This window comes from Clostridium sp. DL1XJH146 (assembly GCF_054819755.1).
In genome coordinates this window covers 1-23299 of record NZ_JBTVVN010000012.1, presented here as the reverse complement: position 1 = coordinate 23299, position 23299 = coordinate 1, and the positions used below count along the sequence as shown (strand labels likewise).

At 28.0% G+C, this 23299-nt stretch carries 23 protein-coding genes and 1 pseudogene; 21 read left to right on the top strand and 3 right to left on the bottom strand.

What is annotated here, in order from left to right; all coding sequences use genetic code 11:
- Nucleotides 1-4 precede the first annotated feature (4 nt).
- The 12 genes from ACVHXK_RS07835 (at nt 5) to ACVHXK_RS07780 (ending at nt 11361) form a co-directional block, all read left to right on the top strand.
- The gene (locus ACVHXK_RS07835) at nt 5-3757 is read left to right on the top strand and encodes a phosphoribosylformylglycinamidine synthase (RefSeq protein ID WP_461205824.1); all 3753 of its coding nucleotides are present in this window, start codon (nt 5-7) and stop codon (nt 3755-3757) included.
- A 380-nt stretch (nt 3758-4137) separates the two neighbouring features.
- Complete coding sequence (locus tag ACVHXK_RS07830) at nt 4138-4923, top strand: DUF1189 domain-containing protein (protein ID WP_461205823.1); 786 nt, start codon at nt 4138-4140, stop codon at nt 4921-4923.
- Nucleotides 4924-5108: 185 nt separating this feature from the next.
- A complete protein-coding gene (locus ACVHXK_RS07825; RefSeq protein WP_461205822.1) occupies nt 5109-5546 on the top strand; it encodes a zinc ribbon domain-containing protein in 438 nt (145 codons plus the stop codon).
- A gap of 112 nt (nt 5547-5658) precedes the next feature.
- On the top strand, nt 5659-5913 hold the full coding sequence (locus ACVHXK_RS07820) for a DUF1653 domain-containing protein (protein ID WP_461205821.1): 255 nt from the start codon (nt 5659-5661) through the stop codon (nt 5911-5913).
- Nucleotides 5914-5959: 46 nt separating this feature from the next.
- Nucleotides 5960-6574, top strand: coding sequence for a sugar O-acetyltransferase (locus tag ACVHXK_RS07815; RefSeq protein ID WP_461205820.1), 615 nt, complete (start codon nt 5960-5962; stop codon nt 6572-6574).
- A 310-nt stretch (nt 6575-6884) separates the two neighbouring features.
- Nucleotides 6885-7403, top strand: coding sequence for a VanZ family protein (locus ACVHXK_RS07810; RefSeq protein ID WP_461205819.1), 519 nt, complete (start codon nt 6885-6887; stop codon nt 7401-7403).
- 137 nt (nt 7404-7540) lie between these two features.
- Nucleotides 7541-8248, top strand: coding sequence for a hypothetical protein (locus ACVHXK_RS07805; RefSeq protein WP_461205818.1), 708 nt, complete (start codon nt 7541-7543; stop codon nt 8246-8248).
- A 74-nt stretch (nt 8249-8322) separates the two neighbouring features.
- Nucleotides 8323-9138, top strand: coding sequence for a gluzincin family metallopeptidase (locus ACVHXK_RS07800; RefSeq protein WP_461205817.1), 816 nt, complete (start codon nt 8323-8325; stop codon nt 9136-9138).
- Nucleotides 9139-9242: 104 nt separating this feature from the next.
- A complete protein-coding gene (locus tag ACVHXK_RS07795) occupies nt 9243-9737 on the top strand; it encodes a hypothetical protein (RefSeq protein WP_461205816.1) in 495 nt (164 codons plus the stop codon).
- The gene (locus ACVHXK_RS07790; protein WP_461205815.1) at nt 9725-9937 is read left to right on the top strand and encodes a hypothetical protein; all 213 of its coding nucleotides are present in this window, start codon (nt 9725-9727) and stop codon (nt 9935-9937) included. Before ACVHXK_RS07795 ends, ACVHXK_RS07790 begins: the two co-directional genes overlap by 13 nt.
- Nucleotides 9928-10299, top strand: coding sequence for a VanZ family protein (locus ACVHXK_RS07785; protein ID WP_461205814.1), 372 nt, complete (start codon nt 9928-9930; stop codon nt 10297-10299). Before ACVHXK_RS07790 ends, ACVHXK_RS07785 begins: the two co-directional genes overlap by 10 nt.
- Nucleotides 10300-10494: 195 nt before the next feature.
- Nucleotides 10495-11361: a S1 family peptidase gene (locus tag ACVHXK_RS07780; RefSeq protein WP_461205813.1), complete on the top strand. Its 867-nt coding sequence runs from the start codon at nt 10495-10497 to the stop codon at nt 11359-11361.
- On the opposite strand, the pseudogene ACVHXK_RS07775 reads toward ACVHXK_RS07780, so the two are convergent.
- Nucleotides 11336-11556 (bottom strand): annotated as a pseudogene (locus tag ACVHXK_RS07775) (IS3 family transposase); the annotation flags it as partial. The gene ACVHXK_RS07780 and the pseudogene ACVHXK_RS07775 sit on opposite strands and share 26 nt — an antisense overlap.
- A gap of 25 nt (nt 11557-11581) precedes the next feature.
- Here ACVHXK_RS07775 and ACVHXK_RS07770 point away from each other — a divergent pair.
- From ACVHXK_RS07770 to ACVHXK_RS07730, 9 genes are all read left to right on the top strand, one after another.
- Nucleotides 11582-12532 (top strand): ABC transporter ATP-binding protein, encoded by a 951-nt coding sequence (locus tag ACVHXK_RS07770; protein ID WP_461205812.1) that lies wholly within the window; start codon nt 11582-11584, stop codon nt 12530-12532.
- A gap of 273 nt (nt 12533-12805) precedes the next feature.
- Complete coding sequence (locus ACVHXK_RS07765; protein WP_461205811.1) at nt 12806-14464, top strand: hypothetical protein; 1659 nt, start codon at nt 12806-12808, stop codon at nt 14462-14464.
- A gap of 186 nt (nt 14465-14650) precedes the next feature.
- Entirely contained in the window at nt 14651-15958 is a 1308-nt protein-coding gene (locus tag ACVHXK_RS07760; RefSeq protein WP_461205810.1) for a WG repeat-containing protein, read from the top strand.
- A gap of 272 nt (nt 15959-16230) precedes the next feature.
- Nucleotides 16231-16386, top strand: a complete 156-nt coding sequence (locus ACVHXK_RS07755; protein ID WP_461205809.1) for a hypothetical protein — start codon at nt 16231-16233, stop codon at nt 16384-16386.
- Nucleotides 16383-17081 carry an STM3941 family protein gene (locus ACVHXK_RS07750; RefSeq protein WP_461205808.1) on the top strand — a complete coding sequence of 233 codons (699 nt, stop codon included), beginning with the start codon at nt 16383-16385 and terminating at the stop codon, nt 17079-17081. The genes ACVHXK_RS07755 and ACVHXK_RS07750 overlap by 4 nt, the downstream gene beginning before the upstream one ends.
- Before the next feature lie 208 nt (nt 17082-17289).
- The gene (locus tag ACVHXK_RS07745; protein WP_461205807.1) at nt 17290-18024 is read left to right on the top strand and encodes a hypothetical protein; all 735 of its coding nucleotides are present in this window, start codon (nt 17290-17292) and stop codon (nt 18022-18024) included.
- Nucleotides 18025-18083: 59 nt separating this feature from the next.
- Entirely contained in the window at nt 18084-19769 is a 1686-nt protein-coding gene (locus ACVHXK_RS07740; RefSeq protein WP_461205806.1) for a hypothetical protein, read from the top strand.
- A 21-nt stretch (nt 19770-19790) separates the two neighbouring features.
- A complete protein-coding gene (locus ACVHXK_RS07735) occupies nt 19791-19901 on the top strand; it encodes a YoaP domain-containing protein (RefSeq protein WP_461205892.1) in 111 nt (36 codons plus the stop codon).
- A gap of 61 nt (nt 19902-19962) precedes the next feature.
- A complete protein-coding gene (locus ACVHXK_RS07730; protein ID WP_461205805.1) occupies nt 19963-20481 on the top strand; it encodes a DNA topology modulation protein in 519 nt (172 codons plus the stop codon).
- Nucleotides 20482-20553: 72 nt separating this feature from the next.
- Here ACVHXK_RS07730 and ACVHXK_RS07725 read toward each other — a convergent pair whose 3' ends face one another.
- Both ACVHXK_RS07725 and ACVHXK_RS07720 read right to left on the bottom strand, forming a co-directional pair.
- Nucleotides 20554-21045, bottom strand: a complete 492-nt coding sequence (locus ACVHXK_RS07725) for a UPF0158 family protein (protein ID WP_461205804.1) — start codon at nt 21043-21045, stop codon at nt 20554-20556.
- Nucleotides 21046-21133: 88 nt separating this feature from the next.
- Entirely contained in the window at nt 21134-23050 is a 1917-nt protein-coding gene (locus ACVHXK_RS07720; protein WP_461205803.1) for an ABC-F family ATP-binding cassette domain-containing protein, read from the bottom strand.
- Nucleotides 23051-23299 lie beyond the last annotated feature (249 nt).

The window sequence follows — 23299 nt, the reverse complement described above, 5'->3', positions numbered from 1 at the left end:
ATTGATGAGAAACGTTATGAGGGTTTTTGTTGAGAAAAAGCCTGGCTTTAATGGTGAAGCTAATGGTTTAATGGCTGATTTGAGAGATAATCTAAATATTAATAATATAGATACTATTAGAATATTTAATAGATACGATATTCAAGGTATTGATGAAAAAACTTATGATATGGCAAAAAACACTATTTTTTCAGAACCACCAATTGATGCAGTTTATGATGAAGAAATAAAATTAGAAGAAGATGTTAAAATTTTCGGCGTTGAATATTTGCCAGGTCAATATGATCAAAGAGCTGATTCAGCTACTCAGTGTATTCAATTATTAACACATGGAGATAGCCCTATTATAAGATGCGCTAAGATTATAGCTATTAAAGGAAACATTAGCAATGAACAGCTGAAAGAAATAAAAGAATATTATATAAATCCAGTTGATTCAAGAGAAGCTCTTTTAGATAAAGTAGATGATCTTAATATTGAAACTGTTGTACCTACATCGGTAGAAATATTAGATGGATTTGTTGACTATAATGAAGAAGAATTAGCCAACTTTAGAGAAAAACAAGGCTTTGCTATGAGTTTTGAAGATATTAAATGTGTTCAAAATTATTTTAATGAAGAAAAGAGAAATCCTACTATTACTGAAATAAAGGTAATAGATACATATTGGTCAGATCACTGTAGACATACAACTTTCGAATCAGAACTTACAAAAGTGGAATTTGAAGAAGGAGATGCACTTAAGCCAGTTAAAGCTGCTTATAAAATGTATCTTGATGCAAGAGATTTTGTATATGGTGAAAAAGAGAGAGAAATTACTTTAATGGATATTGCTGTAATGGGCATGAAAAAAATGAGAAAAGAGGGTCTGCTAAATGACCTTGAAGTATCAGATGAAATTAATGCTTGCAGTATTGAATGTGAAGTAGATATAGATGGAAAGAATGAAAAATATCTTGTAATGTTTAAAAACGAAACACATAATCATCCTACGGAAATAGAGCCTTTTGGGGGAGCAGCTACTTGTCTTGGCGGCGCTATTAGAGATCCACTATCTGGTAGGTCTTATGTTTACCAAGCTATGAGAATTACAGGAAGTGCGGACCCTAATAAGTCTATTGAAGAAACTCTTAAAGGGAAATTACCTCAAAGAAAAATAACTTTAGGGGCATCAGATGGTTATAGTTCTTACGGAAACCAAATAGGACTTGCAACAGGATTAGTTCGTGAGATGTATGATGAAGATTTTGTGGCTAAGAGAATGGAAATTGGTGCAGTAATTGCGGCAGCTCCAAAAGAAAATGTTGTAAGAGAAAAACCAGAAGATGGAGATATAATTATTCTTCTTGGTGGAAGAACTGGTAGAGATGGATGCGGCGGAGCAACAGGTTCTTCTAAGGAACATGATGAAGATTCTATTTTAACTTGTGGTGCTGAAGTACAAAAAGGTAATGCGCCTACGGAAAGAAAAATACAAAGATTATTTAGAAATAAAGAAGTAAGTACATTAATTAAAAAGTGTAATGATTTTGGGGCAGGTGGAGTTTCAGTTGCTATTGGAGAACTAAGTGATGGCCTTGTTATTGATCTTGATTTAGTTAGAAAAAAATATGATGGACTTGACGGAACAGAGCTTGCCATATCTGAATCACAAGAAAGAATGGCTGTTGTTGTAAGGGCAGAAGATAAAGAAAGATTTATTCTTTTAGCTAAAGAGGAAAACTTAGAAGCCTATGAAGTTGCAAAAGTTACAGAAGAGAGAACTTTAAAAATGCTTTGGAATGGCAAAGAAATTGTATCTTTAAGAAGAGATTTTTTAGATACAAATGGTGCTAGACAAAGAGTAGAGATAAAAGTTAATAATCCTAAAATCCAATCAGTATTTAATAAAAAAGAAGTTAAAGATATAAAAGAAGATTGGATAAATAATCTTAAGGATTTAAATGTATGTTCACAAAGAGGACTTGTAGAGAAGTTTGATAGTTCAATAGGTGCTGGAACAGTGTTTATGCCTTTTGGAGGTAAAAATCAACTTACTCCTTCTGAAGTAATGTGTGCAAAAATTCCAGTTTTAGATGGAGAGACAAAGACAGGTACCCTAATGTCTTATGGATACAACCCTAAAATCGGAAAATGGAGTACTTTCCACGGAGCACTTTATGCTGTTGTAGAAAGTGTTGCTAAAATTGTTGCAGCAGGTGGAGATTACAAAAAAGTAAGATTAACTTTCCAAGAGTACTTTGAAAGATTAGGTAAAGACCCTGAGAAATGGGGAAAACCTTTTGCGGCCTTATTAGGAGCTTTTTATGCACAAGATAAATTTGGAATACCAGCAATAGGTGGGAAAGACAGTATGTCAGGAACATTTAAAGATATTGATGTACCGCCAAGTTTGGTTTCCTTTGCGGTTAATGTCGTAGACACTGATATTGTAGTATCTAATGAATTTAAAAAATGTGGAAGCAAAGTTATACTTATTCCTATTGAAAAAGATGAAAATTATATAGTCAATTTTGACAAATTAAAGAATAACTTTGAAGTGGTATCTAAGTTAATTAATAGCGGAAAAGTTTTATCATCATCTGCTGTTAGTTATGGAGGAATAGCAGCTAGTATTTCTAAAATGTGTTTTGGAAATAAAATAGGGATGAATTTCTCAAATAATTTAAAATCAAGTGGACTATTTACTGCTGAATATGGTGCAATTATTTTAGAATTAAAGGATTCTGTTTCTTTGAAAGATGACTTTGAGGGTGTTAATTATAAATTGTTAGGTTTTACGCAAAAGGCTGAAGAGATTAAAATTTGTGATGAGGTTATGCCTCTTAATCAATTAATAAAAGAATGGCAATCACCACTTAGTAAAGTATTCAATTTTGAAACAGAAAAGATAAATGACGAAATAAAATACGATACAAAAAAAATAATAGTAACTAAAAAACCTATAATTAAGGTTGCAAAGCCAAAAGTATTTATTCCAGTTTTCCCAGGAACAAACTGTGAATATGATTTGAAAAAAGCTTTTGATGTAGCGGGTGCAAGTACTTCGGTTGGAGTATTTAAAAACTTAACTAGTAATGATATAAATGATTCTATAGAGCATATGGTAGAGGAAATTAAGTCTTCTCAAATAATTATGCTTCCAGGTGGATTTAGTGCTGGTGATGAACCAGATGGTTCTGGTAAATTTATAGCATCAGTATTTAGAAATCCAAGAGTAAGTGAAGCTGTGATGGATTTAATTAAAAATAGAGATGGTCTAGTATTAGGAATATGCAACGGATTCCAAGTACTTATAAAATTAGGATTAGTTCCATATGGTGAAATAAGAGAAATGGATGAAACTTGTCCTACTCTAACTTATAATAAAATAGGTAAGCATATGTCTAAAATAGTAAACACAAAAATAACTTCTACACTTTCACCTTGGCTTAAAGGGGTAGAAAATGGAGATATACATTCTATTGCAATTTCTCATGGAGAAGGAAGATTTGTATGTTCAGAAACTCTTGCAAAAGAATTATTTGAAAATGGTCAAGTAGCAACACAATATGTAGATTTTGATGGTAAACCAACTTATGATATAAACTTTAATCCAAATGGTTCTTACTGTGCAATTGAAGGAATAACAAGCCCTGACGGAAGGGTATTCGGAAAAATGGGCCATTCAGAAAGAATAGGAAAGAACGTTTATAAGAATATTATTGGAGAGAAAGATCAAAAGATATTTAGAGCTGGAGTTGAGTACTTTCTTTAGAAGATAGTGTGAAGAGTGCAATGTGCAGTTTGCAGTTGAAAGATTAAGAGCAAAGATAAATTTGTAATGCACAATGCACAGTGCACAATGCACAATTAAGGAGGAAATTTTTTAGCGGAGCTAAAAAATTTCTTCGTTTTATAACTTGAATAAAGACAGAGATTTTGCGGTAACGCAAAATCTCTGTCTTTTTAAATTTATTAATATAATTAAAGATTTTGTGACCAAGGGGAAGAAAATCACCTACAATTGTACATTGTAAATTGTGCACTGTGAATTGAACAAATAAGTTCTTGTTACTAAATTTTAACTTTTAAAACTAATTTTTTATTATATAATAATATTGGACTTATGATATAAAAAATACTAGGAGGTTTACTATGAAGTTTTTTACTCAATTAAAAGATAGTTTCTTTAATTTTCCAGCTTATAGAAAAATGATAAAGCAAAGTTATGGGAAAAGTTTTCTCTACGGAGTTTTGTTATCGTTGATTTTATCTGTATTTGTTACTATTAATATAGGTATAAAATTGAACGATGGTATCAAAGAACTTACTAAAATTTACGAATCTGATGTGCCATATTTCGAAATGAATGATGGAGAGCTAGATGTAGATATTGAAATGCCTTATATTACAGATGATGAAGGTTCAGCACTATATATTGATACGAGAGAAGATGCTGATAAGACTGTTATGGATGATTATGAACAGGGATTTTTTATTTTTAGAGATGGAATAGTACAGAAACAAGCATTTCAAGTGCAAACATATGAATTTTCTGAATTCACAGAAATTGGAAACTTTAACAAAAACGATGTAGACAAAATTTATCCAATGCTTAAAGGGTTTAAAGCTATAGCTTATGTTGCTATATACATTGGGTACTTTATTTTTTCTATATTATCATTCTTGCTTTTATCCATACTTTATGGGCTAATAGGATTAATTATAAAAGCAATAATGAAATCAGACCTTACATTTACAGAACTAGCTAACGCATCAATTTATGCTCTAACAGTGCCTAAAGTTATTAAAGTATTCTTGTCATTAGTAAGAGTTAATGTTCCACATTATTGGATATTTACTTTTATAATAATGACTGTATACTTGTTTATGGTTACTAAACAAAAGGATGAAAAAGAAGAAATATTACCAATACAATAATTATTAGGCTAGCACTTAGGTGCTGGCTTTTTTGTTTTGATAGTGGTATATTTGTTTTACGATATGTTTTAAAAATTGTTGATTTATAGAGTGTTGTTATATTAAAAGTGAATCTATATTTTATAAATAATAATATAAATATTAACGATATTTTAATGTAGATTACTATCTTAAAGAGGTGTTTTATGAAAAAGAATGGTATGATTGGAAGATATGGGTTAGATAGATTTTCAAAATTCTTGTTAATACTAGGATTAGTACAAGGTATTTTTGAGTGGTCAAGGATAGTAGGTATTTTATTTGTAGGGTATGCGATTTTTAGGATGATGTCTAAAGACTTTGATAAAAGAAAAAGAGAGGAAATGGCATATATAAAATTGGTGGGCACTCTAAAATATAGATTGGATGGTTTAAAGTATAGATTAACAAAAAAAATTAATGTTGGATTTTTAGGTAAAACTAAAAGAAAGTTCAATAGTACAGGCAGGAAAGTTAAAGATAGAAAAAATTACGTCATTATTAAATGTCCTGAGTGCAAGCAAAAGCTTAGACTTCCTAGAGGGAAAGGTAATTTATTAGTAACATGTAAAAATTGTAAGCATCAATTTAGAAAGAGAACTTGATTTTTAGGCAAGGATAATATGTTTTTATATGCATGATAGTTTTATTTTAGATTTTATTGGGAGAAGAAAATAATGATATATAAAAATAGTAATGTAAATGTAAGGAGATAATATGGAGAATAACAATAATGAAATAGCTGTTTCGAATGAACGTACTATTAAAGAGGGGAAGAAATACAGACATTTTAAGGGTAATATGTATCTTGTTTTGTATGTAGCTACACATTCAGAAACAGGAGAAAAATTAGTAGTATATCAACCACAATATGGAGAAAAAGGCATATGGGTAAGACCTCTTGATATGTTTTTAGAACAAGTTGAGGTAGATGGAATAATGGTAAACAGATTTCAGGAGATAGATGATTAAATATGGTTTATATTTTCTATAAAAATCAATATGGAGGATTAATCCTATGAACCAAAAGGAAAGAATGTTAGCAGGACTGCCATATAAGGCATGGCTAGATGGACTGGCTGAAGAAAGAATGGAAAATAAGAAAAAAATATATGAACTTAATATGTGTAGACCAGAAGAGCAAGAAAAAAAAGACAAATTAATAAAAAAAATTTTATGTAAAACTGGTTCACAGGTTAATATAGAAACACCTTTTCACTGTGATTATGGTAAAAATATTGAAGTTGGCAATAATTTTTTTGCAAATTATAATTGTACTATTTTAGATGTTGGCAAAGTAATTATAGGTGATAATGTACAGTTTGCACCAAATGTATCCCTATACACAGCGGGACATCCTATACATCCGGATTCAAGAAATAGCGGGTATGAATATGGTATTGGAATAACTATTGGAAATAATGTTTGGATTGGCGGTAATACTGTAGTTAATCCTGGAGTAACCATTGGTAATAATGTTGTTATTGGTGCTGGAAGTGTTGTAACTAAAGATATACCAGATAATATGATAGCGTTTGGAAATCCATGCAGAGTTTATCGTGAAATAACAGAAGAAGATCGCAGATATTATTATAAAGATAATGTTTTTGATGTTGATGATTATTTTGACTAAATGGTTACTTACTTTCTGTTATCCAGGTGATAGTATTAAGATTAGAAATAAGATAGTGAGCACTCAATTGATAGAGATTGAGTGCTCTATTTTTGATTGAAGAAGTGGAAGTTTTGTGAAAATTTAATATATTTAAAAATCATTTAAGAATGAAGCTAAAAACTTTAATAATTCTTGAATTAATAAGACGAGAAATGACAAAATATTTCAAGGGATTATGATAAAATGGAAAATGTGGGGAAATTATTGATGAGAGAGTAATTAAGTAACCTTAGTAATTATTATTCTTATGAAGAAAAGAGGTATTAATTTGAATTGTACGTTAAAGAAATATAAATTATTTAAAACTATTGTATGGGGCTTATTTTTATTATATTTAGCATTGTTAATAAAGGTTATATTCTTTAAATATTGGCCAATGGGAATGATTAAAGTATTATTACAGAATGATTCATCTATGCCGTTAAGTATTAGAATTAAGGATAGTAATTTTATTCCTATGAAAACTATACTTTATTATTTAGGAGGGAACCAAAGTTTTGGTGTTGCAAAGTCAAATATACTAGGAAATATCATAGCTTTTGGCCCTTTTGGATTTTTGTTGCCAATTATAATTGATAAAATTAAAAGAGTAAAGTCTGTAGTAATTTTTTCACTTATTTTAAGTTTAACATTTGAGCTAGTGCAATTATTTGCTGATCTTGGAGAGTTTGATATTGATGATATATTACTGAATACTCTTGGGGCAATATGCGGTTATATGATTTTTAAAGGCTTTGCCTATTTGATTTATAAAAAGAAAAATTGTGATGTTAAGTCACTAATGTGAAGCTCTATGAACCACTAGTACTTACATTAATTCTTTGTGCAATATTAATTGTAAATAAAATATGAATCAAACTAACTTTATTTTTAAATTTTAAAAGGAAGTGAAATAAATGAAAGTGAGAGGTGAGTTTTCAATTAATGAATACTTTATGGAGATTTAGATTACTGATTATATGTGAATTATTATTTATAGCTGCGTTTATTGCAGTAATAGTATTGCAGGAAAGAAAAAAGAAGAAAGTTAAAGGTGATATTACTGTAAAATGTTTAAGTATATTTAATTTGCAATTATTATCTTCAATTATATGTCTATTATTTCCCATAACCTACTTATATTTGTTTCTAAAGGGTTATTATCTTGAAAGATATTCTTTTTTTATTCCTAAGTATTTCGATGAATGGTATGAATTGTTTAATTATAGTGAAATTATAAAAATTGAAAATCTACTTAGACTTGATAAGGATAATTTTTATGATTTTTTTATGGTATCTAGTTATGTGGTAGAGTTATATGAACTTTATGCTGTATTCTTTATGCTAATATGTATAGCTATATCATTATATATTGGAATTCAAAATGTTGAGATTACCAGTAATGGAGTATTACAGAGAAAAGATTTATTTTTGTGGAAGGATATAAAAGAATATAAATGGAAAGAACCTTCTAAGATTATAATTCAAATGGATGTTAGAAATTATTATAAATTGGAACTTTATATTGATGATAAAAATCAAAATAAAAAGTGGTTGAGTATTAAGCCTGATAAGGTGACTCTTGATGTTAAATTTGAGGATAAAGAAAAAGCGGACAAACTTTTAAGAGAGAAAAATATAGTTTCTAAATAAAAGTATACATAATAGATGATTAGTGTAAAACACAAGGAGTAGAGTTGGAGTGAAAATAAATAGAGGTGGACGAAATGATTAAATCTGAAAATAGAAACAGATATGTACTATTAATTTACATAATTCTATATTTTATAATATCTTATTTTACACCTATGAATGATTTTCTAAGATACGAGATTAATTTTAAAATATTTGCTGCACAAGACTTTAAAAAGGTTACAAAGGATATGTTTGTAAAACAAACTGATTCTTTTGATATTTACTACAATGATGTTTTAAAAGATGATGATATAAATTTTATTACTACTAGTATAGAGAAATCTGAAGATATTCTAACTAATATATTAGGAGAAAAAACATCATATCCACTAAAAATTGTATTATTTTCATCAGAAGAAGAATTTAAATCAGCCTTTAATTTAGAAGGCACAACATCGATTTATGCTTATAATGTTATATATCTGTGTAGGGATACTATTACAGAACACAAAATTATTCATGAATACACTCATTTTAGATTTGATTATTTTTGTGAAGATAAAAAAATTAAATCCTATAAAATACCAATGTGGTTTAATGAAGGGTTGGCTGAATACAGTGCATTTAAAGCTGTTTCTGATGATGAATCTCCAATAGATATACATGTAAATAGACTTAAGAACTTTAAAGAGCTAGATACGAGTAGTGAAATAGCTAAAGCACATTTAAGTGGATATTTACCATATGTACAATCTTACTTAACCATAGAAAACATAATAGATGCTAGTGGTGTAGATGTTGTACAAGATATATTAACAGATTCTAAAGAGATGAACTTTTATAATTCTTTAGAGAAAAACACTGATATGACTGTAGAAGAGCTTCAAAATATGCTAATTGATAATTAGTGTAATAATTAATTTATAAATTGTTTTTTAGCATTTTCTTAAGGAGCATAGAGGAATAAATTTTAATATTAAAAAATTTTGTTGTATAAATATAGGAGTAAATTATGACTGAGAATAATAATGAATTAATTTTGATATTAAGTAAAAGAAAATATATAATAAGAGTTTTGTGCTGCATAATACTTCTTGGAATTGGAATTATTATGATGTCCTTTGATTTTCAAAGAATATTTGATACTTATAATTATCTCTTTCCAGCATTTGTGGTATCCACTGTAATGCCAGTATTAAGTACATATGTTAGAAGAAAAAGACTAAAGAAATCTAAAATTGATATTAATAAATATTTTAACTTTATAGGAGAAACTAAAACGCAAATTGTTACATTACTAGGTATGATATTAACAGCAATAATTTTGAAAAGTTTCTTTTTCAAAATTTTTGGGATATTAATGATTATATTTTCACTTTGGATGTTAGTAGCTAACACTATTGATTATTTAAAGAAGAAACCGTTATTGGTGATAAATGATAGTGGTATTAAAATCAATATTAATGCTACATATTCTAATATGTATATGTTAAATTGGGTGAAGTAGAAGAAGTTTTTATTTATAATGACAATGGATATAAAACAATTGGAATATATCCATCAAATATGAAAGAAGTTTTAAGTAAAATGAGTTTACTAAGAAGAGCTATGCTCGGAAGTCCTAAAATAATAAGTATTTCTAAAAATGACATTTCGATGGATATTGATGATTTGTATATTGAAATTATGATTCATCTATGCCATTAAGTATTCGAATTAAGGATAGTAATTTTATTCCTATGAAAACTATTCTTTATTATTTAGGAGGAAACCAAAGCTTTGGTGTTGCAAAGTCAAATATACTAGGAAATATCATAGCTTTTGGCCCTTTTGGATTTTTGTTGCCAATTATAATTGATAAAATTAAAAGAGTAAAGTCTGTAGTAATTTTTTCACTTATTTTAAGTTTAACATTTGAGCTAGTGCAATTATTTGCTAATCTTGGAGAGTTTGATATTGATGATATTTTACTGAATACTCTTGGAGCGATATGTGGATATATGATTTTTAAAGGCTTTGCCTATTTGATTTATAAAAAGAAAAATTGTGATGTTAAGTCACTAATGTGAAAATCTATGAACCACTAGTATTTACATGAATGGAGGAATGGATACAATTTTTCATATATTTTAAATATAACTATGATTAATGTTAGCAGTACGGTTTTTACATCTATAAAAACCTGTAGGCCTTTGGATTGCATGAACTGTTTAAATGAATAGTTTGGAGTATCCAAATATTTGGCAACGGTAAAGGGGATAAGAATGAAAAGAAGTAAAAGAATAAAAAAAAATATTTTAATAATCCAAATTTTAATAATCAGTAGTATTATTTTTATATGTTTTTTTCTTCCTCCAATTAAATCGTACTTTAATCAGGAGATGAATAAAGATTTAATTCAAAAAATTGAGAATGAATTAATTTCAGCAAATATTGAAATTGTTCAACTAAAATATAGGAATGGTGAAAATCATAGTTCCTATTTGGCTTCATCTGGTGCAAGTACCTCAGTTTCAGAAGGTGGTAGTGGAGTGATTATTGCTAAAGAAGGTAATAGATATTTTGCCCTTACAGCCAATCATGTGATTTTAGAAGAGGATGATGTGGATAAAACTCAAATTATTGCTATGAGATATGATGATTTAGATTTTGCAGATTACATAAGTGAAGTAGGATACTTTATGGGAGTAGATGACTATTACTATCAATTTCCAAATGTTACTGTAGAGTACGCCAATGATAAATATGATTTGGTATTAATTAGTTTTATGGCGGAAGAAGAATATTCTATTTTGCCAATTTCAGATAAATTACCTAAATATGGAGACATAGTTGTAGCAATGAGTAATCCATGTAGTGAGAGAAACCTTGTATCGGCAGGTAAAATAAGCAGCAGAAAACTAGTCACATTTAATGATGAGGTAGGAAAAAATCAATATCCAATGATTCAACATACAGCCCAAATATCACAAGGAAGTAGTGGCAGTGCTTTAATTAATCAAGATTTTGAGATTGTGGGAATAAATCTAGGCGGTAATGAGAATATATTTCGACAGTATATTTCTGGGATGGCAATGGCAAGTGATCGAATTGTTGATTTTTTAGAAGAATCTGGCTTTGAATTTCAATAATGATTATAGTTTCTTTTCTGTTGTAATAAATTAAACTTCTTGAAATTTTTAAATATTTACACATGGCGCTAATACTGTACTTATCCTTATTAGCAAGAATTATTTTGATTTTCGTCCCATTATCAGCGCCGCTTGCTTTAAAATATCATTTTCCATCTTTAGTTGCTGAAGCTCTTTACGTAATTCTATTAATTCAATTAATTTATTTAATGCGAAAATAATGAATGATAAAATAAGAGTGTTTGAAAATTATCAAGATGTAATTTCTTTGTTAAAGGATTGTTACAACAAAGATGGGAATTTAGATAAAGAGAGAGTACTTCTTAAATATATCGAAAAATTTGATATATCAATGGATACAGCAAAAGTTGTTTTGCAATATAAATTGCATGAGGCAGATTCTCCGAAGGCTGAAAGTGAAAAAATAATTAGGGAACTAAAATTTGATTTAAAAAAATGCAGAGATGACCATGAGAAAAATGGTGAAACTCTAGGACCAGAATTTAAAATAATTATAAACGGAAAAGTAAAAAAAGAGGTGCGCAAGCTTACTAAAGAAGAAATTGATATTAAAGTGAGGAGAGTATCTGCAATCGTTAAAATAGGAATGTTTATGGATCGATATCCATCTGAATTGTCTGGTGGGCAGCAACAGAGGGTAGCCATTGCAAGAACATTAGCACCGAATCCTAGCGTTTTATTTATGGATGAACCATTATCTAACTTGGATGCAAAATTGCGTTTGGAAATGCGGTATGAATTACAAAGACTCCATGTTGAGACAGGAAGCACATTTGTTTATGTAACTCATGATCAGATGGAAGCCATGTCACTTGCTACAAAAATATGTCTAATTGATAATGGCGTTTTACAACAATACGAAGCACCACTTACTGTTTATAATAAACCTGCTAACCTGTTTACTGCTGACTTTGTTGGAAATCCTTCAATAAATTTTGTTAATGCTGAAGGACGGCAAGAGCAAGAAATTTCTAAGTGCAATTATGTACTAGGTGTTAGGCCTGAGTTTATTAAAATTTGTGAAGAAGGTAAAATTTCCGCAGTTGTATACGGTTCAATGCCTACAGGAATGGAAACGACCCTGAAAATAAGAGTTGGTGAATATTTGTTTACAAGTGTAAGAGATGCAAATCTTTTACACTTATTTTAGTTTGAATTAATCTAACAAAGTTCGGACTTAAGTTACATATATGGATAAATTTATTTAAATATGCTAGAAATACTTAACAAATTTTTTAAAGTAAGATAAAATATAAATAAGGTATTTGAGGAAATATAGATAAATATTTATATAGTAAGGATAGTAATTTATATTTAAATTTTATCACATAAATATAGGAGTAAATTATGGGTGGAATTAATTATAAATAGTAGTTAGAAGCATATTTATAGTTTGAATAATAAGGGGGAGTACAAAATCAAAGTGATAAAAAGAATGAGTGTATTATCAATACTAGTTATAATAAGTTTTTTATTTGTAGGATGTGATAATAAAGATCAGGAGCTGACTGAAACTAGAACGTATTCTAATATTTATTATACTATAAAATATCCATCAAATTGGTTAGAACCAGTAGAGGATAGAGGCGCAGTAAGTTTTTCAACAGAGGATAATGAGGTTTCACTAAATATAACGACAACTCGTATTTATCCATATACAGAAAATTATATTGAAGAAATCATAAAAAAAGTTGAAGAAGATATCAACGTTGAAGAATGTATTGTTGGTGGCAATAAAGGCTATAAAATTAAAATTGAAGAGGATGATAAGATAAATATTGCATATATTGTTCAAGAAAAAGATATGTTTTTCGAAATACTTTTTGAATGTTTAGATAATGCATATGATAATTATAAAGCTTTAATAAATAGAATAGATAACAACTTTGAATTTAACGACTTTGAGAAATTGGAGACTAGTAGCAATTATATTATTGGTCAGAGAGACGATAAATGGTTAGCTGATATTGAATTTTTAACGGAAAATTTGCCTAAAGTTCATAAAAATCTATTCTTTAAAGTAGAAGAAGAAGAATTTTCAGCTAATATAAAAAAAATAAAAAAAGAAATACCTACACTAACAGATGATGAAATAATTGTTGAATTGAGTAGACTTATAGCTTCGATAGGTGATTCACATACATCATTTGTGTTTAATAGCGAAGAAGTATATCCACTTAAATTTTACTATTTTGATGATGGAATTTATTTGATAGATTCTGCACCTGAGTATAGTCAATACATTGGTTTTAAACTAAAAGAGATAAATGGGAAAAGTGTTGAAGAAATTATAGAACTATTTCGACCTATTATTTCTTATGAGAATGAATCTTGGTTTAAGAAAAAATTTGCGGAATATATAGCTCGAACAGAATTTTTAAATGGTTTAAAAATAACAGATACAGAAATAGGAAAATTTGTTTTTATAGACAAAAACGGAAATGAAGAAAGTGTTGAAGTTGAACCTAGTAAGTTGGGCCTACAGAATGCAAGTGCAGATAAAGCTGAAAAAATGCTATATCTAAAGAATAGTGAAAAAAATTATTGGTATGAATTTCTTGAAGAAGATAAACTATTATATTTTCAATACAATTCTTGTTATAATATGAAGGAAAAATCTTTTTCAGATTTTAACAAAGAACTTTTTGATTTTATTGATAATAATTCTATAAATACATTTGTAATTGATTTAAGGAATAACTTAGGAGGAGATTCACTTTTGTTAGACCCATTTTTTGATGAACTTAAAGAAAGAGAAAGTCTAGACCAACCTCAAAAATTGTTTGTAATAGTAGGAAGAAATACATATTCATCTGCAATAGTAAATACTTTAAAATTTAAAAATGAAACTAACGCAATTTTTATTGGTGAACCAACAGGTGGGAAACCAAACCATTATGGAGTTGTTGATAAATTGGAATTAAGCAACACGAATACTATAGTTAGTTTTTCAACGAATTATTTACAAATCTCAAATGAAGACTTAGATTCATTTGTTCCGGATATTATTATTGAACCGAATGCAGATGATTATTTTAACAATATAGACCCAGTGATGGTAAGAATATTAGAATTTAATTAGTATATAGAGAAGGTATATGATAGAAATAGGATAAATTAAAATTGAAGGTATTGGAGAAGGTGACTCTCGATGTTAAATTTGAGGATAAAGAAAAAGTGGACAAACTTTTAAGAGAGAAAAATATAGTTTCTAAATAAAAGTATACATAATAGAAGATTAGTGTAAAACACAAGGAGTAGATTTAAAATGACAATAAATAAAAGGGCTAAAAAAACAATAATATTAATATTAATTATATTTTCTATAGTTGCGGTAAGATCAGTTACAAACGCTAATAATGATAAAATCACTGAAGAAAATGTGACTGTTGAAGATAATGAACTATATTCAATATGCTTTAAAGGCAATGTTTATGGATATGCAAATAAAAATGGAGAAGTTGTAATAGAACCAAAGTACGAAACAGTTACACAATTTTATGATGGAGTAGCGTGTGTAAGAGAATTTAATGATAATAATTATCTCATAGATGAAGAGGGAAATATAATATCTAGTATTGATGGATGGGTGTATTTAGTCAAGGATGGACTATGGTATATAGAAAAAGATAATAAATATGGTTGTATAGATAAATATGGAAAATGGGTTATTGAGCCAAAATTTGATTATTTAAGTTTGTTTGAAGAGGGTTTAGCTGAAGCAGGAATAAATGGAAAATATGGAAAACATGGTTTTGTTAATGAGAATGGCAAGTGGATTATAGAACCAAAGTTTGATGATGTATTTCAATTTTATGATGATTTAGCAGCAGCTAGTTTAAATGGGAAATTTGGATTCATAAATAAAGCTGGAGACTGGGTTATAGAACCTAAATTTGATTCTGTGACATGTGATTTTTCAGAAGGATTAGCAGCTGCAAACATTAATAATAAGGTTGGATATATAGATAAAAAAGGAGATTGGGTTATTGAACCTAAGTTTAGCAGTTCTTTTGATTTTCAAGATGGTATAGCTCTTGTTTATTATAATGGAAAGAGTGGGTTTATAGATAAAAATGGAGAGTGGATTATTGAACCCAAATTTGATAGTGCATATCAATTCAATAATGGCTATGCTATAGTAAGCTATGAAAAAGGAAATGATTTGTTCGAGTGTGGAATTATAAATAAAAAAGGGGAATTTATTTTTCAAGATGAAAATGTTTATATAACAGACAATGATATAGAAAATGGATTCTTTATTTTTAAGCGAGATGGATTATATGGAGTGCTAAATAATAAAGGAGAAGAGGTTATAGAACCTAAATATATTGAAAGCGTCAATAGGAAAAATAAAATAATTTTTTTAGATGAAGATACTATTTATTTTTTAGATGAAAATTTAGAAATACAAAATGAATATAATATAGGCAGTGAAAGAAACATTATACCAGGTTATATAGAAGAAGAAGTGAATATAATTACAAGAGATAGAATATTATATTTTAGTTTAGAAGGGGATTTAATAGGAGATTTTAAGGAAGATAATAATTATTTATTTGACAGTAAATATTGAATACTTAGTTCTCCAGCACCGGTGCTTTTGTGTGATCTTAGATCCTGAATATATAAAACAACCAATGTGGTTGTATATATTAGAAATTATTTTATTTGCGACTTCTGGTATTTGTTATTATATTGACTGGTTTAATAAGAAAAAAAACAAATAATTTTGTGGAATACATTATTTAAAATAGTAATTATTTTTGAAGATTGACTATTGTAGTACGTTAGTAGTTAAGGGGTCAGACTCCACCCGACTTTAGTCGAAAAATGATAGTGGAATTTATGATAAGAAAGTATGAGAAAAATTGTGCAACTAATGGACAAGTTGACGAACTTGCTACTATCAAAGGTGGAAAAAATTTTGATTTTAGTAGAAGGAGCAGAATTATTAATAATATTGATTCCTTTATATTTGATGAAACTAGGAGTAAATTATGATTGAGAATAATAATGAATTGATTTTGATATTAAGTAAAAGAAAATATATAATAAGAGTTTTGTGCTGTATAATACTTCTTGGAATTGGAATCTCTATTATGTCTTTTGATTTTCAAAGAATACTGGATATGTACAATTATATTTTTCCAGTATTCCTGATATTTGGAGTATTGCCTGTATTAGATACATATGGTAGAAGAAAAAGACTAAAGAAATCTAAAATTGATATTAATAAATATTTTAACTTTATAGGAGAAATAAAAACAGAAATTGTTATATTCCTAATCATAATATTAGTAGCAAGGACTCTTAAGAGTTTCTTTTACAAAATTTTTGGCATATTAGTGATTATATTATCTCTTTGGATGTTAGCGGTTAATACTATTAATTATTTAAAGAAGAAACCACTTTTGCTGATAAATGATTGTGGTATTAAAATCAATATTAATGCTACATATTCTAATATGTATATGTTAAATTGGGATGAAGTAGAAGAAGTTTTTATTTATAATGACAATGGATATAAAACAATTGGAATATATCCATCAAATATGAAAGAAGTTTTAAGTAAAATGAGTTTACTAAGAAGAGCTATGCTCGGAAGTCCTAAAATAATAAGTATTTCTAAAAATGACATTTCGATGGATATTGATGATTTGTATATTGAAATTATGATTCGTATGACTAACAAATAGTAGGCATAACTGCCCATTAGACTAATAATATGAAGCAGATGTAGAGGATTATTTTAACAATATAGACACAGTGATGGTAAGAATATTAGAAATTAATTAGTATATAGAGAACCTATATGATAGAAATAGGATAAATCAAAATTGAAGATATGTTGAGGTAATGATGCTATTATAGGATGTATTCTTAATAAGTATAAAGGAGTTCCATATGGATAAAACATTTAAATTTTCAGAAGAAACAATAAAACAAAGGAAGAAATTAATGATTGTAATGGCAATAATCATGCTAGTAGCTATTGTATTTTTTAGTATTTTTTTAAGTAGCATAGATGAAATAAAAAATATTTGGTTATTTATTAAAATTATATCTGTTATGGCAGCAATTATGATAATTGAGATTGTTATAGTATCTAGAATAATGTTTAAAAAATTAAGAACTATGGAGATAATAGTTACTGAAAAAACTTTCGTACGTCAAGGTGGTAAATTTATTGAAGCAATATCTTTTAATGATTTAATAAGAGTAAAAGTATCTACAGAGCCTTCTGGGAAAATTGCATTTATAAAGCTTAAAACAAGAAAAAAATCATTTAGTATTTCTGGATTCGAAAGTATGGATATTTTGGTGGAAAATATTAAAGAAAAGCTAGAAGATTCATCGATATTAATTATAAAAAAGTGGAAGGTAAATTGGAACAACCCAATTACTTCTGTAATCGCTGGTATTATTACCATGATAATTATTGCTTTACTAATGAGATTTAGTTTAAGTAAATATGAAATTTTTAATCGTTTTTTAATTATTGGATTCGCGTTATTTCTTCTTATTTATAGGCCTATATCAAGAAATTCTGGAAAGCGCTTTAGAATTTTAGAACTTGTTTCAGGTATTCTTATGTTAGTTGGTAGTGCATTAATTTTTATCGGTAATATGCTACACTAATAAGATTTATTTCAAAGTGAATTACAAAATAAAATAAGAAGAAAAAGAGGGAGGAAATTATGGATGATATTAAAATAGTTTACAATAGAAAATTAGTTTTCTGTATTATATTTAGTACTTTAGCTATTAGCTGTATAAGTTTAGCTGTTAGCTGGATATGTTTAGGCATTATTTCAATAATATTTATTATAGTTGCAGTATATTTTATGTTTTTTTATAAAAATCCAATTAAATTTGATTGGATAAAAAAGCCTTTAGTTGTTTTCCATTTGCAAGAGAGGGGAATTAAACTATATTCTTATGAGAAGGAAATTCCTTGGAATGATATTGATACATTTTACATTAAATTTGCTTATTTCAGATATTTTCTTTGTATAAAACTAAGAAAAGATATAGTGATGACAGAAGAAAAAAAATTGTTTTATGAAAAATTACTGCAAACAAATATTTTAAATGAAACTTATGAAGAAGATAAAATAATAGAATATCCTTTTAGTTTTATAAAAAGTTCATCTGATGATTTAAAAGCAAAAATTGAAATGTTTTTAAAAGAGTATTCTACATACTATCTTGAAAAATCGCATGATAAATTAGAAATTAATAAAAGTACACTGCAAGTACTAGGGATTGGGTTATTTGTTCTATTTTTTGCTAATATGATTGCAACTAATGCTACTTTTTTTCTGGTAACCTGTTTTGTAAGCATACCTACTATGTTTTATTTTTATAAGAAAATAAAAACTACTACATATTTAATTTTATCAGAAAAAGGATTTGAATTTCCAAAGGCAAATTTAAAACTTAATTGGAATGTGATTAAATTAATAGAAGTACAAAAGGCAACAAGAGATACTCCAGGTGCTTTGATTATTTGGTTCAATGATGTTCAAACTTTTATAAACGAAAATCCGAATTTTTTTTCAAAAATCAATAATGTAATAGATTATGATAAAGAAAAATTGATAAAAACAGGAAGATTCAGAGTGAAATGTTCAGAAACATCAATAGGAGAAGATGATTTAAGAGAAGAATTTCAAAGATATATAGATAAATATGGTCAAGTAACTATTCATGAAGAAGATACTGAGAAACATAATAAACAAGAAGAAATAAGGGATGATAATCAAGAAAAAATAAAATATAATGATCAAGAAAAAATAGAAGACAATACAATCATAAATATAACAGAGGGAAAAAGTGAGATTCTAATTGAAAATAAAACTAATGTAGACGATTCACAAAACATAGAATTAGAATGTAATTTAGAACTTCAAAAACTTTTGAAAATTCAATTTAAATCACAGGATAACTTTAGTCAAATGATTCTTTTAAAGGATGAAGGAGAGTATTGTTTGGCAGCAAGAATAGAAGGATTAACATTAGATGGTTATTGTATTTTCTTTAAAAATCAAATTAAAAATTTATCTTATTGTCCTGATTTTTACAATGAGATACTTCAAAAAGAATATTATTTCAAATTAAATACAACACAGTATATTAACCTTAAAAAATGGGAAACGGTTTTTAACAGTTATCAATTAAAAAATCATTTTATAGAAATAAAAACTTTAAATGAAAACTATAAGGGGACAATTAAGGAAATATGGGAAGAAAAAATGGTATTAAATGCATTTAAAATAAAAGATAAAGGCGCTTTTGAATCTGTATCCATTGATTTAAACTCAATTGTTTTGAGTTCTTTTGAAACTTCGGAATTAAAGCTTTTAGAAAAATATAGTTCTTAAATATAATTTAGGCATTTATATATTCAAACATCTTGTACAAATTATGCAGTTTTTATAGATGGTAAATTTGTAACTAGTGAGGTTCTAACGGAAAAGAAACTAATGAAGTTTCTTTCACTAGAACATTTGTAAGGGTAGAATAATATAAAGAATTAAAATAAATAGTAATAAAATAGGTAAGGAGAAAATATTGATGAAAAATATAGGTAAAAGGATAGTAGTTATAGGTTCTCCTGGAAGTGGGAAAAGTACTTTTGCAAGAAAACTTGCTGAAATAATAGAAATTCCACTGGTTCATCTTGATAAGGAGTATTGGAATGCTGGATGGGTTGAAACTCCGAGAGATGAATGGATAAAGAAGCAAAAAAACATGATTTCAGCAGAAGAGTGGATAATTGATGGCAATTATAGTAGTACATTAAGTATGCGTATTGAAAAGGCGGATACAATCATCTGTTTTCGGATTAATAGAGTTAAATGCATTCAGGGGTATTTTAAAAGATTAATAACTAATATAAATAAAAAAAGACCTGATATGGCAGAGGGTTGCCCTGAAAAATTTGATTTTGAATTTATGAAGTATATATGGGATTTTCCTAAAAAATCAGGTAAAAAGAATATTGAGATACTAGAGAAAAATAAAGATAAACAATTAATAATTTTTAGAAGTAGAGGCGAGGCAAATAAGTTTTTGAAAGAGCTTGTTGAGTAATAAGTAATAATGAAAAAAGTAATATTGAATAACAAGATCCACTTTACAGTCAAAGTGGGTCTTGTTATTTTTTTATTCAAATTCAATGTTATTCTCTTTACACCAGCGTATGGCAAGTTCTTTTGTAGAATTTTCTTTATGATCATACCAAGCTTGTTGCAAATCTAAATCATAGATTTTATCTTTAAATCTTCTGAAGGCACCACTACCATTTAAAGTATTCAGCAGTATGCCAGATTTTTGATTATCCTCTAAAGAATAGCAAAATGATTTCATTAGCTCATATTCATCTAAGTCTTCACTATTTGGTAAATTGATATAATCTTCGTAGTTCTCTTCTATATCAACAATGGTTTTGATGATGTCTATTTGCCAATCAGCATAGTTTCCTAAATCATCAAGACTCTTCTGACCAGTGAATACGTCATCTGCAATTCCAGCGTATTCATCAAAAACACACACTATGAGATTATCCTTTTCACTATAATAGTGGGTAGATTCATCAGTACAAAGCTCGATTGCTTCAATAACGTCTTCAAGTTTAATTTTTTTCATACGTAACATCTCCTTTTGATTATTTAATTTATATTATTTTAAAATAAAGATTTTCTGACGGAAGGAAGAAAATCATCCTTAATTGTGCATTTAAAAATTACTGATTTTCTATTTTCTCAGCTAGTTCATTCAAATAAGCCCATCTGTCCATTTTTTCTTCTAATACTGTTTCTTCTTTTTCTTTTTCGGCTAAAAGTTCCTGAAGTAGTCCATAGCTACTACCAGCCGCATTTATCTTTTCTTCTATTTGTGAAAGTTCATTTTCTAAAGATTCTATAATAGAGTCTATTTCTTCAAATTCCAGTTTTTCTTTATAAGAGAATTTTAATTTAGTGTTATTTTTATAGTCATTTTTTGATTTTTTATTTTCAGTAGTAGTTGATACAGCTTTTTTCGCATATTCAATTTCAATTTTTTCTTGTTGCTTTGTAGTTAGGTAATCTGAATAATTACCAACGTGTTTTGAGATAATGCCATTTCCCTCGAAAGCAAATATTCTATTTGTTATTCTATCTAGGAAGTATCTATCATGGGAAACAATAATAATTACACCGTTAAAATAATCAAGATAATCCTCTAATATTGTAAGAGTTTCAATATCTAAATCATTGGTAGGCTCATCAAGATAGAGAACATTTGGAGCATCCATTAATATGCTTAGTAGATAGAGTCTTCTCCTCTCACCACCAGATAATTTGCCAACATAAGTCCATTGCTGGGTGGAAGGGAATAAAAAGTTTTCTAGCATTTGTGATGCACTTATTTGGGTTCCATCTTCTGTTGTGATGAATTCAGCTTTTTCTCTTATGTATTCAATAACCCTTAGATTTTCATCCATATGGTCTACTTCCTGAGTGTAAAAGCCCATTTTTACAGTTGTTCCTATGTCTATAGTTCCAGAATCAGGTTTCATTTTTTCGTTTAATATATTCATAAGTGTAGATTTACCACTACCATTAGGGCCTACTATACCAATTCGGTCTTTTTTGGTCATTATATAACTAAAGTCATTAAATAATAGATTATCATCAAATTTTTTGCTTATATGATCAATTTCAATTATTTTTTTGCCTAATCGAGTACTGGCTGTGGATATTTCAACATTTTCCTCTGAGAGATCTGCCTTTGAATTTTCGATTTCTTCAAATCTATCAATTCTTGCCTTTTGTTTGGTGCTTCTAGCTTTGGCGCCTCTTCTAATCCAAGCCAGTTCTTTTCTGTATAAATTCTGTCTTTTTCGCTCAGTATCTTTTTGAATTTGAAGTCTTTCAGCTTTTTTTTGTAGAAATTCACTGTAATTGCCCATATAAGTATATAAGTTTCCTTTGTGAAGTTCTATTATCTTATTAGTTATTCTATCTAAAAAATACCTATCGTGGGTAATCATTAAAAATGAACCTTTTTTACCGTTTAAATATGTTTCAAGCCACATAATAGTGTCTGTATCAAGGTGGTTGGTAGGCTCATCTAAAATTAATAAATCACAAGGAGATATTAATGTAGAGGCGAGAGCTACCCTTTTTTTCTGGCCACCAGATAAGGTGGATATTTTTGCAGTAAAATCAGTAATGCCTAGTTTAGTTAAAATAGTTTTTGCTTCATTTTCTACGGCCCAACCATTTTCAGCATCCATTTTTGCAGTGAGGATATTTAATTTGTTTATCAAATTTTCATCTGAGGGGTCCCTCTGTAGTTTATAAAGTAAGTCTTCATATTCTCTTAAAAGCACCATTAGTTTTGAATCGCCTTTGTAAACTTGTTCTAAAACAGTTGCATCTTGATGCATATTAGGATTCTGAGATAAATATTCAATGCGCAGATTTGATTTTTTAGTAATATTACCAGAGTCTGACCATTCCATTCCTGCAATTACTTTTAATAAAGTAGACTTTCCAGTACCATTAATACCTATTAAACCAATTTTATCGCCTTCATTTATATTCAATGAAATATTGTCAAAGAGAATTTTTTCGCTATAGCTCTTACTAAGGTTTTCTAATGTTAAAAGATTCATAATAATTCCTTTCTTCGTGTTATATAATAATATTACAATGTATATATTATAAAGCATTAAAGGATATTATTAAACTAATAGTTTTTTAACTTCACTCTGCAAACTGTACTTTTATTTTTTAGAGGTTTTAATAAATTAAAGATTCTCGGATGTACGATGAGAATTATCATTAATTCCCTCTTTATACTTTGATATTCTCCTGTTTACTCTTTATTTCTTAATATTTCAATTAGTTAATTATATATCTAT

What these genes read in the sequence shown, in the direction of transcription:
- ACVHXK_RS07760 (WP_461205810.1), top strand. Translation starts at nt 14,651, where the DNA reads ATGACAATAAATAAAAGGGCTAAAAAAACAATAATATTAATATTAATT.
- ACVHXK_RS07820 (WP_461205821.1), top strand. Translation starts at nt 5,659, where the DNA reads ATGGAGAATAACAATAATGAAATAGCTGTTTCGAATGAACGTACTATT.
- ACVHXK_RS07800 (WP_461205817.1), top strand. Translation starts at nt 8,323, where the DNA reads ATGATTAAATCTGAAAATAGAAACAGATATGTACTATTAATTTACATA.
- ACVHXK_RS07780 (WP_461205813.1), top strand. Translation starts at nt 10,495, where the DNA reads ATGAAAAGAAGTAAAAGAATAAAAAAAAATATTTTAATAATCCAAATT.
- ACVHXK_RS07750 (WP_461205808.1), top strand. Translation starts at nt 16,383, where the DNA reads ATGATTGAGAATAATAATGAATTGATTTTGATATTAAGTAAAAGAAAA.
- ACVHXK_RS07835 (WP_461205824.1), top strand. Translation starts at nt 5, where the DNA reads ATGAGAAACGTTATGAGGGTTTTTGTTGAGAAAAAGCCTGGCTTTAAT.
- ACVHXK_RS07725 (WP_461205804.1), bottom strand. Translation starts at nt 21,045, where the DNA reads ATGTTACGTATGAAAAAAATTAAACTTGAAGACGTTATTGAAGCAATC.
- ACVHXK_RS07830 (WP_461205823.1), top strand. Translation starts at nt 4,138, where the DNA reads ATGAAGTTTTTTACTCAATTAAAAGATAGTTTCTTTAATTTTCCAGCT.
- ACVHXK_RS07815 (WP_461205820.1), top strand. Translation starts at nt 5,960, where the DNA reads ATGAACCAAAAGGAAAGAATGTTAGCAGGACTGCCATATAAGGCATGG.
- ACVHXK_RS07795 (WP_461205816.1), top strand. Translation starts at nt 9,243, where the DNA reads ATGACTGAGAATAATAATGAATTAATTTTGATATTAAGTAAAAGAAAA.
- ACVHXK_RS07745 (WP_461205807.1), top strand. Translation starts at nt 17,290, where the DNA reads ATGGATAAAACATTTAAATTTTCAGAAGAAACAATAAAACAAAGGAAG.
- ACVHXK_RS07755 (WP_461205809.1), top strand. Translation starts at nt 16,231, where the DNA reads ATGATAAGAAAGTATGAGAAAAATTGTGCAACTAATGGACAAGTTGAC.
- ACVHXK_RS07825 (WP_461205822.1), top strand. Translation starts at nt 5,109, where the DNA reads ATGAAAAAGAATGGTATGATTGGAAGATATGGGTTAGATAGATTTTCA.
- ACVHXK_RS07730 (WP_461205805.1), top strand. Translation starts at nt 19,963, where the DNA reads ATGAAAAATATAGGTAAAAGGATAGTAGTTATAGGTTCTCCTGGAAGT.
- ACVHXK_RS07740 (WP_461205806.1), top strand. Translation starts at nt 18,084, where the DNA reads ATGGATGATATTAAAATAGTTTACAATAGAAAATTAGTTTTCTGTATT.
- ACVHXK_RS07720 (WP_461205803.1), bottom strand. Translation starts at nt 23,050, where the DNA reads ATGAATCTTTTAACATTAGAAAACCTTAGTAAGAGCTATAGCGAAAAA.
- ACVHXK_RS07785 (WP_461205814.1), top strand. Translation starts at nt 9,928, where the DNA reads ATGCCATTAAGTATTCGAATTAAGGATAGTAATTTTATTCCTATGAAA.
- ACVHXK_RS07770 (WP_461205812.1), top strand. Translation starts at nt 11,582, where the DNA reads ATGAATGATAAAATAAGAGTGTTTGAAAATTATCAAGATGTAATTTCT.
- ACVHXK_RS07805 (WP_461205818.1), top strand. Translation starts at nt 7,541, where the DNA reads ATGAATACTTTATGGAGATTTAGATTACTGATTATATGTGAATTATTA.